The organism is Thermostichus sp. MS-CIW-34 (assembly GCF_054060435.1).
The window spans coordinates 15,361-27,544 of the sequence record NZ_JBSSDE010000001.1 but is presented as its reverse complement, the minus strand read 5'-3'; the positions used below and the strand labels follow the sequence as shown (position 1 = coordinate 27,544).

At 57.6% G+C, this 12,184-nt stretch carries 12 protein-coding genes; 4 read left to right on the top strand and 8 right to left on the bottom strand.

Annotated elements, in window-relative coordinates; genetic code table 11:
* Positions 1–244 precede the first annotated feature (244 nt).
* Entirely contained in the window at positions 245–1,543 is a 1,299-nt protein-coding gene (gene glnT, locus ACVWYY_RS00110; protein WP_457439179.1) for a type III glutamate--ammonia ligase, read from the top strand.
* A 63-nt stretch (positions 1,544–1,606) separates the two neighbouring features.
* Here the strand turns inward: glnT and ACVWYY_RS00105 are convergent, their stop codons facing one another.
* The 5 genes from ACVWYY_RS00105 to ACVWYY_RS00085 form a co-directional block, all read right to left on the bottom strand.
* On the bottom strand, positions 1,607–2,473 hold the full coding sequence (locus ACVWYY_RS00105; protein ID WP_457439288.1) for a shikimate dehydrogenase: 867 nt from the start codon (positions 2,471–2,473) through the stop codon (positions 1,607–1,609).
* A gap of 62 nt (positions 2,474–2,535) precedes the next feature.
* Positions 2,536–3,063 (bottom strand): hypothetical protein, encoded by a 528-nt coding sequence (locus ACVWYY_RS00100; RefSeq protein ID WP_457439177.1) that lies wholly within the window; start codon positions 3,061–3,063, stop codon positions 2,536–2,538.
* A 47-nt stretch (positions 3,064–3,110) separates the two neighbouring features.
* Positions 3,111–4,301, bottom strand: coding sequence for a GGDEF domain-containing response regulator (locus ACVWYY_RS00095; protein ID WP_457439175.1), 1,191 nt, complete (start codon positions 4,299–4,301; stop codon positions 3,111–3,113).
* Positions 4,302–4,894: 593 nt separating this feature from the next.
* Positions 4,895–5,641: an SIMPL domain-containing protein gene (locus ACVWYY_RS00090; protein ID WP_457439172.1), complete on the bottom strand. Its 747-nt coding sequence runs from the start codon at positions 5,639–5,641 to the stop codon at positions 4,895–4,897.
* Between the two features lie 30 nt (positions 5,642–5,671).
* Positions 5,672–5,983: a hypothetical protein gene (locus ACVWYY_RS00085; RefSeq protein ID WP_457439170.1), complete on the bottom strand. Its 312-nt coding sequence runs from the start codon at positions 5,981–5,983 to the stop codon at positions 5,672–5,674.
* A gap of 203 nt (positions 5,984–6,186) precedes the next feature.
* Here ACVWYY_RS00085 and ACVWYY_RS00080 point away from each other — a divergent pair, with 203 nt between their 5' ends.
* The 3 genes from ACVWYY_RS00080 to ACVWYY_RS00070 all read left to right on the top strand — a co-directional run bounded on the left by ACVWYY_RS00080 (position 6,187) and on the right by ACVWYY_RS00070 (position 8,434).
* Positions 6,187–6,462 carry a DUF4404 family protein gene (locus ACVWYY_RS00080; RefSeq protein WP_414356579.1) on the top strand — a complete coding sequence of 92 codons (276 nt, stop codon included), beginning with the start codon at positions 6,187–6,189 and terminating at the stop codon, positions 6,460–6,462.
* Between the two features lie 78 nt (positions 6,463–6,540).
* Entirely contained in the window at positions 6,541–7,851 is a 1,311-nt protein-coding gene (hemL, locus tag ACVWYY_RS00075) for a glutamate-1-semialdehyde 2,1-aminomutase (protein ID WP_457439168.1), read from the top strand.
* Positions 7,852–8,188: 337 nt separating this feature from the next.
* Positions 8,189–8,434, top strand: a complete 246-nt coding sequence (locus tag ACVWYY_RS00070; protein ID WP_457439166.1) for a hypothetical protein — start codon at positions 8,189–8,191, stop codon at positions 8,432–8,434.
* Here ACVWYY_RS00070 and ACVWYY_RS00065 read toward each other — a convergent pair.
* The 3 genes from ACVWYY_RS00065 to bchL all read right to left on the bottom strand — a co-directional run bounded on the left by ACVWYY_RS00065 (position 8,431) and on the right by bchL (position 11,844).
* On the bottom strand, positions 8,431–9,831 hold the full coding sequence (locus tag ACVWYY_RS00065) for a ferredoxin:protochlorophyllide reductase (ATP-dependent) subunit N (RefSeq protein ID WP_457439164.1): 1,401 nt from the start codon (positions 9,829–9,831) through the stop codon (positions 8,431–8,433). The two genes, ACVWYY_RS00070 and ACVWYY_RS00065, sit on opposite strands and share 4 nt — an antisense overlap.
* Before the next feature lie 40 nt (positions 9,832–9,871).
* Complete coding sequence (locus ACVWYY_RS00060; protein ID WP_414330712.1) at positions 9,872–10,849, bottom strand: protochlorophyllide reductase; 978 nt, start codon at positions 10,847–10,849, stop codon at positions 9,872–9,874.
* 158 nt (positions 10,850–11,007) lie between these two features.
* Positions 11,008–11,844, bottom strand: a complete 837-nt coding sequence (bchL, locus tag ACVWYY_RS00055) for a ferredoxin:protochlorophyllide reductase (ATP-dependent) iron-sulfur ATP-binding protein (protein WP_041437180.1) — start codon at positions 11,842–11,844, stop codon at positions 11,008–11,010.
* Positions 11,845–12,184 lie beyond the last annotated feature (340 nt).

The window sequence follows — 12,184 nt, the reverse complement described above, 5'->3', positions numbered from 1 at the left end:
GGCCCTCTTGGCATTCAACTTCCACCCCGCCTTGGCAACCATCTGGGCTGACTCAAAAGCGGGAAGGAACATCAACGGGTAATTGTTGGCCAGGGGAGAATTTTCCCATTGCTGCGCAACCCTGGGCGAATACAAATGGCGGTGTTTGTCTTCCTGGCCGTTTCTTTTGATAAAGATCTATTAAAGATCTATTTTTGTGCGGAAAGACACACCTCTACCTGAGGCCAAGACCTAGCTTGGGTACATGACACAGCCGCTTTCTGAAATTGCCCGCGCCCAAGGGATCGGCTACTTTCTGCTCTCTTTTACCGACCTGCTTGGGATCCAACGGGCCAAGCTGGTGCCTGCTTCAGTTATCGACTTCATGGCAGAGGGTCAGGCTGGATTTGCCGGGTTTGCTGCCTGGTTGGACTTGACTCCAGCGGATCCCGATGTGTTTGCCCAGCCGGAGCGCGAGCGCCTGTTTCAACTGCCCTGGCAGCCGGAAGTGGCCTGGATGCCTGCCGATCTAATTCAGGTCAACGGGGATCCCTTGCCACAAACCCCCCGCTGGGTATTGAAGAAGGTGTTGTCCCAAGCAGAAGCCATGGGCTTTCAAGTCAAGACGGGGATCGAATGCGAGTTCATGCTTCTGTCGCCCGAAGAGTGGGCCATTTCCGATGAGCGCGACCGGCAGGCCAAGCCCTGCTATGACCAGCAAAGTTTGATGCGGCGTTTCTCGGTGATCCGGGACATCTGCGATGGCATGCAGAAGCTGGGCTGGGATCCCTATCAAAACGATCACGAAGATGCCAACGGCCAATTTGAAATGAACTGGCGGTTTGACGATGCCCTAGTTACGGCTGATCGCCACGCCTTTTTCAAATACATGGTGAAAAGCATTGCCGAAAAGCATGGCTATCGAGCTACCTTCATGCCCAAACCCTTTGCCCATCTGACGGGCAACGGCTGCCACACCCATATTTCTCTTTGGCAGGGGGAGCAAAACCTATTCGCCGATCCCCAAGGGGAATTGGGGCTTTCTCAACTGGCCTATCACTTCATCGGCGGGGTGCTGCACCATGCGCCTGCTTTGTGTGCCCTCACCAACCCGACGGTCAATTCTTATCGTCGCCTCAATGCCCCTGTCACCCTCTCTGGAGCCACCTGGTCTCCCAATACGATCAGCTACAGCGGCAATAATCGCACCCACGCCATTCGGATCCCGGATGCCGGGCGGTTTGAACTGCGTTTGGCCGATGCTGCTGCCAATCCCTACCTTTTGGCTGCCGGTCTCATTGCCGCCGGCCTGGACGGGATCCAACACCAACGGGATCCTGGCCCCCGCTGTGACAACAACGCCTACACCGATCCCCTCCCCAATGCCCAAACGTTGCCCGGCTCTTTGGTCGAAGCCCTCAACCATTTAGACCAAAGTACCCTGTTCCGTAGCAGGCTGGGGGATCCCTTTGTGAATGCCTACCTCAAGCTCAAACGCCAACAGTGGCAGGAATACAACCGTCAGATCACGCCCTGGGAGCGGGAAACAACCTTGGATTGCTAGCCCGGTAGTTGTTGTTATCTCATTACACCTTGAGAGAGGGCTTCCAACTGGCCTGGAGTGACCCTAAACCTGGGCCAACTGGTGTTGAGCTGCCTGCCGCATCACCTCCACCGGCACAGGCTTGCCTCCCAGCCAAAGCGATAGAGCCTTGGCCCCCTGGTGAACCAGCATCTCCAGCCCACTGATGGGGGTATAGCCCAACTCGGCGGCCATCCGCAGCAGAGGAGTGGGATCCGGCACATAGATCAGGTCGTAGACGATGGCACCTGGAGACAGCAGGCCCAGTTGCTCCCGGCTCAGGGGAGAGAGCTCCTGACCGCCAGGGGATCCCGGCTTGTGCATGCCCACGGGGGTGGTGTTGACCAAAAGCCGCGTCTGAGGTAGATAGCAATTCAACTCCGCCCAGTTCACCGTCTCCACCTGAGGCCAGGTCTGTTGCAAGGCCAGCAATGAGTTGGGGGATCGCCCCGCCACCCGCACCGGCCCCAGCCCCAACTCCAAACAGCCTTGGATGGCCGCCCGCGCTGCCCCCCCGGATCCCAGAATGAGAGTAGGGATCCCTTTTTCCAGGTCCAGCAAAGGCTGGACAAAGCCATCGATATCGGTATTGGTGCCCGCCCACCCGCCCTCTGGCAAGGGGTAAACCGTATTCACCGCCCCCACTGCTGCTGCCCGCGATTCAATCTGATCGAGCAAAGGGAGAATGGCCTGTTTGTGAGGAATCGTCACATTAAACCCCCGCACCCCGATGGCCGCCAGCCCTGCCACCGCCGCCGCCAAGTGTTTTGGAGCCACCGGAAACGGCACATAGCAATAGTTTTCCCCCATAGCTGCCAAAGCAGCATTGTGCATGGCCGGGGATAAGCTGTGGGCCACCGGATCCCCAACCAGACCAAGCAATTGGGTGCTTCCCGAAATCCGACCGTCCACCGGCTCAGCCAACTCCTCAAGGGATCCCTTAAGCCACTCAAGATTTAAAGACGATTTAAAAACTACTGAGACTCCGACTCAACCCGCTGCAGAGTCTGCCGGTAGCGATGGCGCCAGTCGGCCAACGATTCTTCCGAAATGTGGTCGATCAAGGTGCTCATCTCCGCCAGGATCTGGTAAACGCGGTCAAAGCTTTTTCGGGTTCGCTCTTCCTGTTCCGGTTGACGCGCCTGCACCATGTACAAGCTCATCTTGATGGTTTGCAGGCGGTTTTTGCCCAAATCTTCCAGCATTTCCCGAATCTGTCGGATTGCCTCCTGCCTTACCCATCTTTGTCGCCGTCGCAACAGCCAAAAGAGGATCCCGTGGACGACCCCTACCAAAGTGGCGCTGACCGCCGTTGCCATCTCCACCGTTCGCGTCAGCGGGACCGAGTCCTTAAAAGCGCTGCGGCTGGCCACAAAACCACTTAGCAGAATCACCCCTATTCCTACCGCCGTCAAGATGAGCTCAATGTTGTTTAGGAACCATCTTCCTGCTGGTCTCCAGATCCCAGATCCGGCCACTTGACCCTGAAGAATGCCCATCATAGCCTTTTGCACCTCCCTTCCGTCTCTCCCGTTCGCTCAGCCCATCACTACCTGCTCAGCCGCCCCAAGGCCAGGCGCGGTCTTCTACGGCTCAGTTGACGCTTCAGACAAAGCTGCCGGAGTTTTCGCCGCCGCAAGCGGAAGGGTCTATGGGCCAGGGATCCCGCTGTGGTTGACTCCGGTGCAGGAGCCTGCATCTTTCGACTCAGCTCTTGATGGTGTTGGCGGAGATCCTCAATCTGCCTAAGGCGAGTCTCCAGCTCTCGGCGCAGTTCGGCGTTTTCTTTTTCCAGACGCTGCAGGCGTTTCAGCAGCTCTGAGGACTCCGTTCCGCTGACGCGGTCGGAAACTGGGATGGGATGGGGAGCAGTCACCACCGAGCTGTGCACATTCCTGCTATCTCGCATAGCCTGGGCAGCCCGACGCAACAGAGCCACCCCCTTGGGATCATCGCTGTCCATGAGGCTGGCCGCTCCAAACTGGAGCTGTACCGGCAGCGCCCGCCCATTCACCACAAAGGGATCCTGAATCATCCGCTGACAGCAGCGTTCGGCAGCCATTTGCGCAGCAGCCAAGGTGCTCCCCGGCAGCAGAATGATAAACTGCCCCTCGTCGTAGCAAAACAGGTCGTCTCCATCGCGCAGGTTATTGGCCAAACGCTCCCTAAACAGTTTGAGCAGATCAGCCCGACCGTCAGCATCCAGCCCTTGTGCCAGAGAACCGAGGTTGGCCAAGCGCAGCACAAACAAGCTGAGGGGTTCCGATTGGGCACGGGCCTGGGCCACCCGCAGCGGCAAACGAGCCACCAAATCTTGACGGCTACCCACCTCCAAACCAATCGACTTGGGGGGAGAGGGAGGAGATTTTTGCCCGGTTTTGAGCAGATATTGCTGGCGGCGACTTTCTACAATGCGCAGCCCTGCCCGCACCCGCGTCAGCAGCTCTGCAGCCTGAAAGGGTTTGGAGAGAAACTCATCGGCGCCTGCCTCCAAAGCCCGCTCCATGCTATCGTTGCCCTCGCGGGCAGTCATAATGATGTAGTACACCCAAGCATATTCCGGCAGTTGCCGCAGTTGACGGCACAGGTCTAGGCCGTTCAGGGAGGGCATGACCCAATCGGCAATGATCAGATCTGGGGGTTGGCGGCGAATTTGCTCCAGCGCGGAGAGGCCATCCAAAGCATAAGAAATACTGCAGCCCTGCTTGCCCAAAAAGTTGGACAGCATCTCTGCCACCATGTAGCTATCATCCACAATCAGTACACGGGCTTGCAGACTGCCGTCTTGACTTCTGCCAGAGACGAGTTTCGCCTTCTCAGGCGCAGGAGCTGCACTAGCGCTCTCCGGTCTGGGATCCATAGACAAACTGAGGCAGGATGGCGAGAAAATCCGGGAAAGCAAACTACCCGCAACTTTCCATCGTTATTCTAATGCGGTAGCAAACAGCAGCCGCTTCAACTTTGCCGAGTTGGTTAAATTATAGTCATTTAAATAAACAGGAATGAAACATTTCTGTTGCATCGCTTCCCAACTCCCCTCTCCCAGAGGGAGAGGGGTTGGGGGTGAGGGCTGACTCCTTCTGGGGGAGGGGTTGGATGTGAGGGTGGTTTCCAGAAGCAGCGCGGAGCGCTTGGGCAGCAGTGCGGAACGCCTGGGGAGTGTCTCAATCTAGTTTGGAATGACCATAACCAAGTAATTGGATTATTGACAGATCATTGCGGAGCCGGTGTCTGTTGCTGTCCAAGGCTTGCCCTGAGTAGGAATCTTTTGGCGGGAGAGCTGAAATCCATGCGGTGAACATTTGTGAATCATTCCAGCAACAGAGCAGAGGCTTAGTAACGGAGCTCGAGGGTGACTTGGGCGCGCACGGTTTGCTGTCCCCCCTCCACCGGTGTGGATGCTGTTTCTAGACGGGCATAGTCGGCGCGGGCAAAGGGGATCGGCGGCGGGATCATGTAGCCATCGCTCTGAATCTGGATGCGCTCGACGGAACGGATGCTCAGGTTCAAGGCCCCCAGCACATCCTGGGCTTGACGTTGGGCATCTTGCACGGCTTGGGTTAGGGCTCGGCTGCGCGCCTCCAACAGGGTGGCTTCATCGGCCCGGAAACTGACCGATTCCACCTGGGTGGCTCCGGCGGCCACAGCTTCGTCCAGCACTTGCCCAGCTCTGGCCACAGGCACCTCGAATTGCAGACTGTTTTGCCCCTGTACACCCGTTAGGCGAGGTTGGCCATCCCGATAGTCGTATTGCGGGTAGAGGGAAATGCCGGTGGTTTGTAGAGCGCCTACTTGCAGCTCCTTGAGGCGATTGACCAGCCGCTCTGAGCGTTCTGCCACCTGTTGTTGTACCGATTGCGCCGTCTCCCCCTGGATCACCACCCCCAAGCGAATGAGGGCAATGGAGTTCTCCACCGAGACCGATCCCTGCCCTGTAACCGTCAACATTCGGGATCCCTCACCAGGACTGGCCATCGCTCCACCTCCGGCGATTATGTTCCAACCCAACAGGGCCACCGCCAGTACCAGGCCCAGCCACGCCACCCCCTTCAGCCCTTTCCAACCCCTGATCCCGTTCATCGCTTTCCCTTTCCATGGTTCAACCCTAGCCTACTCCCACCGCTCCTCTACCTGATCCGACAAAAGCCCCAGCCACCAGTTCCCTAACCTCACCCAGCCGGTGCGTTCTTGCCCCCACGGATCCCGTATCCGCACACGGAATACCCGTTGATACTTGGAAGTGCTCCCGGAAAAAGGCCCCAGCCGCCAGTACCGTGCCTCCTGGCTCAACAGGGAGTAGCCCTGCTTTGCCGCCCACCGCTGCAGCAATTCTTGGCTGCGTCTTTGTTCCCAGACGAAAATTCCCATGAAAAGGGCAACAGCAACCGCCGCCCCTACTAGGGCCAATGCCAGCTCAGACATGGGGTTAGACAGCAAGGCTACTGCCCATCCTATGGGAGTTGCTCCAATGCTGGGATCCCCGGCGGTCAAAGTTCACCTTCGTCGCCTCACCCGCCCTCAGACCTTGGACAAAGAGATCCCTGCTTCAACCCATCAGACCGTATGATTGAGGCAGGGTGGTCAAAACTCAATCGGTTCTCAAGTCGTTAAGGTCTCTTTACAGAATGGCCGAATCGAAACTGCGACAACTGCTGCACGATCTGGATGTTGAGCTGCAAAAAACCCCTGGCCTGGACGAAAAGCAGCGGCAGCACATTGCCACCATTCGCCAGGAAGTGGAAGCGGTGCTGGCCGAGCTGGGATCCCCGACCGAGAGCAAACCGAGCCAAGGCCCCAGGGATCGCATCGGAGAGGCGCTGGGCCTGTTCGAGACCTCGCATCCCAACCTTACCCTGATCCTGGAGCAGGTGATCGACACGCTGGCGGGAATGGGTTTGTAGTTTCATGGTCGGTAAAAGGGCTCACCAGAAAGCTCCCTTGCTTGCTAGCCTTGGTAATGCGTTGAAAGCTCCTGCTCTATGACCAGCACTCTCCACTCCACTTCGTTTAACACCGCCCGCTCCAAACAGATTTTTGCCCGGGCACAAAGCCTCATGCCGGGGGGAGTGAGTTCTCCGGTGCGCGCCTTCAAGTCGGTGGGCGGGGATCCCGTCGTGTTCGACCGTGTCTCAGGGGCCTACGCCTGGGATGTGGACGGCAACCAATACATCGACTACATCGGCAGTTGGGGGCCTGCCATTGTCGGCCATGCCCACCCCGAGGTCATTGAGGCTCTGCACCGAGCTTTGGAGAAAGGCACCAGCTTCGGCGCCCCATGCGTTCTGGAAAATGAACTGGCGGAGCGGGTCATTGAGGCGGTGCCCAGTGTGGAGATGGTGCGCTTTGTCAATTCCGGCACCGAAGCTTGCATGGCGGCGCTGCGCCTGATGCGGGCCTATACCGGTCGGGAAAAGGTGATCAAGTTTGAGGGCTGCTACCACGGCCATGCGGATATGTTTTTGGTGAAAGCCGGTTCGGGGGTGGCCACGCTGGGCTTGCCAGACTCGCCGGGGGTGCCCAAGGCAGCTACCAGCGCTACGCTGACGGCTCCCTACAACGACCTGGAGGCAGTCAAGGCCCTGTTTGAACAGCACCCCGACTCCATTGCCGGAGTCATCCTAGAGCCGGTGGTGGGCAATGCCGGCTTTATTCCCCCCCAGCCGGGCTTCTTGGAAGGCTTGCGAGATCTCACCCAAAAGTACGGGGCCCTGCTGGTATTTGACGAGGTGATGACCGGCTTTCGCATCAGCTATGGCGGTGTACAGGCCAAGTTTGGGGTCATCCCCGATTTAACGACCCTGGGCAAGGTCATCGGCGGCGGCCTGCCGGTGGGGGCCTACGGCGGTCGGCGAGAAATTATGGAGATGGTGGCTCCAGCGGGGCCGATGTATCAGGCGGGCACCCTTTCCGGCAACCCCCTGGCCATGACAGCAGGGATCCAGACACTGGACATTTTGCGCCGCCCGGGCACCTACGAGTATCTGGAGCGGATTACCGAGAAGTTGGCGACAGGGCTATTGCAGATCGCGCGGGAAACGGGGCATGAGATGTGCGGGGGCTATCTGCCCGGCATGTTTGGCTTCTTTTTTACTGCCGGCCCAGTGCGCAACTACGAAGAGGCCAAGACTTCCGATCTGCAGAAATTTGCCCCCTTCCATCGCGGCATGTTGGAGCGGGGAGTCTATCTGGCGCCCTCGCAATTTGAGGCCGGCTTCACCTCCCTGGCCCACACAGAGGCCGATGTGGAGAAAACCCTAGCCGCCGCGCGAGAGGTGTTGAGCACCCTCTGAGTTGACAATTACCCCCTCGCGAGCCGGGATCCCTGCTATGGCCGAGCACATCCACCGCAACTGGAGCATGACTCTAGTCAATAATAAGCTCAACTATACTGAAAATAATGTATAATATGTTCAGTACGGATTACTACCAGTTGATCTTTCTGTTTACTTTCGAGTCTGCCAACATGGTAGCCAAAGCAAAGCAGAAAATTGGTAGTAAGACGACACGGAAACTGCGCTTTGGGTATTCTACTCAAAGCTTTGCGGGATACCGCCATTCTGTTCGGACTCCGTCCCGCTGACGCGAATGGAAACAAACAGAATGCTATCGCTGCATAGTTGAACAGTGATGTTCAGCAGTGTTCAGCGTAAATGTATCAGCATCACCACCCAAGCTACAGAGAAGGGGTTTATCTTTCGCTGCCGGCTGCTCCAGCAAGATGGCTCTTGCGAGTCGGAGATTGGCACCAAAGCCTACGGCTACTTTCAAAACGAGGCCGAAGCTATTCTGGCGGGCATGGTCTGGATCGACCGGCAGCAACTGCCAGATCACCTAGACGGTCTACTGTTTGACAATGAGGAGCCGGAGAATTAGACAGGGGCTTCTTCTCGCACCAGCCGCTCCCAACCCAAGCCTTTGAGGGCAGCATTGCGCCGCAGCGGTCGGGTCACCAGCTCCAGCAGAGCCTGGGTGTTGCCGAAGCCGTGGATCTGGGCGAAGGTGAACTCCACCGACCACTTGGTGGTTATCCCCCGTGCCTCTAGGGGGTTGGCGTGGGCCATACCTGTGATCACCAGATCCGGCTGCAGGGCCTTGATGCGCTGGATTTGGTTGTAGTTATCCGGCTTTTCTACGATGGTGGGCTTGGGCACTCCCATCTCTTCGCAGGTGCGCTCCAAGAGGGCCAGCTCAGCCGCTTGGTAGCGTTTGTCCATGTAAGGGATCCCGATTTCCTGCACCGTCATGCCACAGCGCACCAGGAAACGGGCCAGCGAGATCTCCAGCAGGTTATCGCCCATGAAGAAAACGCTTTTGCCCCGCAGCAGCTCCAGATAATCCCGAACTTGGGGATGGTTCCACACTTCCGCTTCCCGCTCTGCCAAGCCTGGCGTCGGGATCCCCAATTCGCGGGCAATGGCTTCTATCCAGGCGCGGGTGCCATCCGGCCCGATGGGAAAAGGAGCGGTGATGAGCTTAGCCTTTTTGCGGCGTACCAGCGTGGTGGCCGTGCGGCTGAGGAAAGGATTCACCCCCACCACGTAGGTGCCCGGCTCGATGGCCGGCAGCTCTCCATAGCGTTTGGCCGGCAACCAGCCGGAGACGCGGATCCCGTGTTTCTTCAGCTCCAGGGTGAGTTGGGTAACCACCGGATCGGGCACCGAGCCGAAGATCACCAAGGGGGGATGCTTGTGGAAGCCTTCCTCCTCTTTCTTTGTTCCGGAGCGGAGCCCGTAAAAAAGCGCCTGGAGACCCCCGCGGGTTTCCTGCTCCTCTGCCCGCACCTGCTCTGGGCAGCGCTGAGCCATCGAGGCCAAAACCGTATCTTCCCCTTGGGTAAAGGCGTAGTCGAGGCCATTGGCCCGGGCCACCACAATCGGGATCCCGATCTCCCCTTCCAGCTTCTGGGCTAGGCCCTCCAGATCCATTTTGATGATCTCGGTGGTGCAGGTGCCGATCCAAACAATCACGCTGGGATTGCGATCTCGTTGAATTTGCAGGCACAGCCGCTTCAGCTCCTCATAGTCGTTGAGCTTGGCGCTAATATCCCCCTCTTCCAGCTCCGCCATGGCATAGCGGGGCTCGGCAAAGATCATCACCCCCATGGCGTTTTGCAGAAAGTAGCCACAGGTTTTGGTGCCGATGACCAAAAAGAAGCTGTCTTCAATTTTTTGATAAAGCCAAGCTACACAACTAATCGGGCAAAAGGTATGGTAGTTGCCGGTTTCGCACTGAAAGTTAAGGGCATTGGCACTATCCAAAGCAGCATTCATGCTCGTCTCCTAAAAACATAAAAGAAGGGAACGTTGCCAACTAGAGGGCTACCAACTGGGGCACACCCACCAATTTTTCGCTGAGATCCCAAAGCAATTTGGCCTTGGCATCGTCTGCCGCCTCGTCAGAGACTTCTTGGTTAAAGGGCTTGGCATTCTTGCGTTGCCGGTTGCCCCAGCTCCAGTAGAACCCCGACCGACGAAACTCGGGATCGGCCACCACTTGGGCCACCCGCTCTCCGGCCAATTCCTGAGAAACAAATCCGCCCGTGATGTTTTTTTGGAACCAGGGGAAAAGTTTCTGAAACAGGGGATAGTGATGGCGGAACAGAGCCGTGGTGGCTACACACCCCGGATAGAGAGAGAGGAACGTGATGCCTGTGCTCTCATGGAAGCGGCGGTGTAGCTCGCGCATGGTGAGGATATTGCAGACTTTGCTGTCTTTGTAGGCTTTCACCGGATCGAATTTGCCGCCGTCCGCCATGCTGATGGGATCCTTGAAGCCCTGGGCAAACCCCCGCAGATCCCCCAGGTGGGGTTGGGGTGGGATCTTACCCCCCAGCTCCTTGGGATTGTGGGTAACCGTGCCCAAGATCACCAGCCGCCGATCCGGATAGGTGGAGCGTTTCAGATCCTCCAACATCAAATGGCAGAGCAAGAAATGCCCCAGATGGTTGGTGGCCATGGTCAGCTCATATCCTTCCGGGCTGCGCAGGGGCTGCTTGAGCAGGGGCATGTAGATGGCGGCATTGCAGACCAAGGCGTCCAAGGAACGGCCCCAGTTGCGGAACTGCTCGACAAACCGCCGCACGCTGGCCAAGCTGGCCAGATCGATCTGCATCAGGGTATAGCTGCCCTGGGGGATCCCCACTTGTTGGGCCACCCGGTAGGCTTTGTCCAGATCCCGACAGGCCATCACCACGTGCCAGCCGCGCTTGGCCAAGGCCAAAGCTGAGTACAGGCCAACACCCGAGGAAGCTCCGGTAATCACGACGGTGGGTTGCTCTTGTCCTTGCATATCCAACTCCTGTGCCATTTCCTTCCCAAAGCGGGATCCCTACAGGATCCATCTTGGGGGGGAAAGCGGATCGGACAACAAATTGATAAGGTTTGCGACAGTCTTCCGAAACATTGGCTTCATCTTTGGACACACTGCCCCCACTGGCAGGGGATCCCTTACACCAAGGCCAGTTGGCGGGCTGGAGTGTTGTAAAAGTCGGAGAGCAAAGCAAACAGCTCCCGATCCTCGGCAGGTTGGGGCACGATCCCTTCCGGACGGGCCAGCAGCTCATCGGCGATGTTCAGGTAGTACTGGCAGACAGGCTCCAGGCTGGGATCGGTTTCCGCCATCTCGAAGAGGGTTTTGCCCTTGACCCGCGAGACGCGAATATCTTCAATGAGGGGAAGCACCTCGATAACCGGCATGGGAACTGCCGAGACGTATTTGTCAATCAGATCCCGCTTACTGGTGCGATTGCCGATCAGCCCGGCCAACCGCAGCTTGCGGGTTTTGGCCTTTTCTCGCACCGAGGCAGCAATCCGATTGGCGGCAAACAGGGCATCAAAGCCGTTGTCGGTTACGATCAGGCAGTAGTCGGCGTAGTTGAGGGGAGCCGCAAAACCGCCGCACACCACATCCCCCAGCACATCGAAGAGGATGACATCGTACTCATCGAAGGCGTTCAGCTCCTTCAGGAGTTTGACGGTTTCCCCCACCACATAGCCGCCACAGCCGGCCCCTGCCGGGGGCCCACCCGCTTCCACGCAGTCCACGCCGCCGTAGCCGCGGTAGATCACATCTTCTGGGTAGATGTCTTCGTGGTGATAGCCCTTGGCTTCCAGAGTGTCGATGATGGTGGGGATGAGAAAGCCGGTCAGGGTGAAGGTGCTATCGTGCTTGGGATCACAGCCAATCTGCAAGACCTTTTTGCCCCGCCTGGCCAAGGCCACCGAGATGTTGCAACTGGTGGTGGATTTGCCGATCCCACCTTTTCCGTAAACTGCCAACTTCACAGCGCGTTCCTCCATGGGGCGGACAAAGGACATTATCGGCAGCCAACCCGCCCCCTGAGAACTGTTGCGAAGGATAAAGGTGGATCCCTCAAAAAGCTAGAAGTTCCCAGATCTTGCAAATGGTCCTAAGAAAGTTCCCAGGGCTTCTCAAGTCGATTTTTGATGTTTTTCCCGATTTTAGTTTTAGATATACTTTCATCAGTGATCAAAAGAAAACAATTCCAGATGACAATTCACCCAAATCGGGAAGGATTCAGCTATGCCATGGCGCTGATCCCGTCCTCTTGGCTTGGCGCTGAGGCAGGTCTGGGCTGAGAAAGAATCAAGAATGGTCTCAATT

What these genes read in the sequence shown, in the direction of transcription:
- glnT (WP_457439179.1), top strand. Translation starts at nt 245, where the DNA reads ATGACACAGCCGCTTTCTGAAATTGCCCGCGCCCAAGGGATCGGCTAC.
- ACVWYY_RS00100 (WP_457439177.1), bottom strand. Translation starts at nt 3,063, where the DNA reads ATGATGGGCATTCTTCAGGGTCAAGTGGCCGGATCTGGGATCTGGAGA.
- ACVWYY_RS00095 (WP_457439175.1), bottom strand. Translation starts at nt 4,301, where the DNA reads ATGGTGGCAGAGATGCTGTCCAACTTTTTGGGCAAGCAGGGCTGCAGT.
- ACVWYY_RS00090 (WP_457439172.1), bottom strand. Translation starts at nt 5,641, where the DNA reads ATGAACGGGATCAGGGGTTGGAAAGGGCTGAAGGGGGTGGCGTGGCTG.
- ACVWYY_RS00085 (WP_457439170.1), bottom strand. Translation starts at nt 5,983, where the DNA reads ATGTCTGAGCTGGCATTGGCCCTAGTAGGGGCGGCGGTTGCTGTTGCC.
- ACVWYY_RS00080 (WP_414356579.1), top strand. Translation starts at nt 6,187, where the DNA reads ATGGCCGAATCGAAACTGCGACAACTGCTGCACGATCTGGATGTTGAG.
- hemL (WP_457439168.1), top strand. Translation starts at nt 6,541, where the DNA reads ATGACCAGCACTCTCCACTCCACTTCGTTTAACACCGCCCGCTCCAAA.
- ACVWYY_RS00070 (WP_457439166.1), top strand. Translation starts at nt 8,189, where the DNA reads ATGTTCAGCAGTGTTCAGCGTAAATGTATCAGCATCACCACCCAAGCT.
- ACVWYY_RS00065 (WP_457439164.1), bottom strand. Translation starts at nt 9,831, where the DNA reads ATGAATGCTGCTTTGGATAGTGCCAATGCCCTTAACTTTCAGTGCGAA.
- ACVWYY_RS00060 (WP_414330712.1), bottom strand. Translation starts at nt 10,849, where the DNA reads ATGCAAGGACAAGAGCAACCCACCGTCGTGATTACCGGAGCTTCCTCG.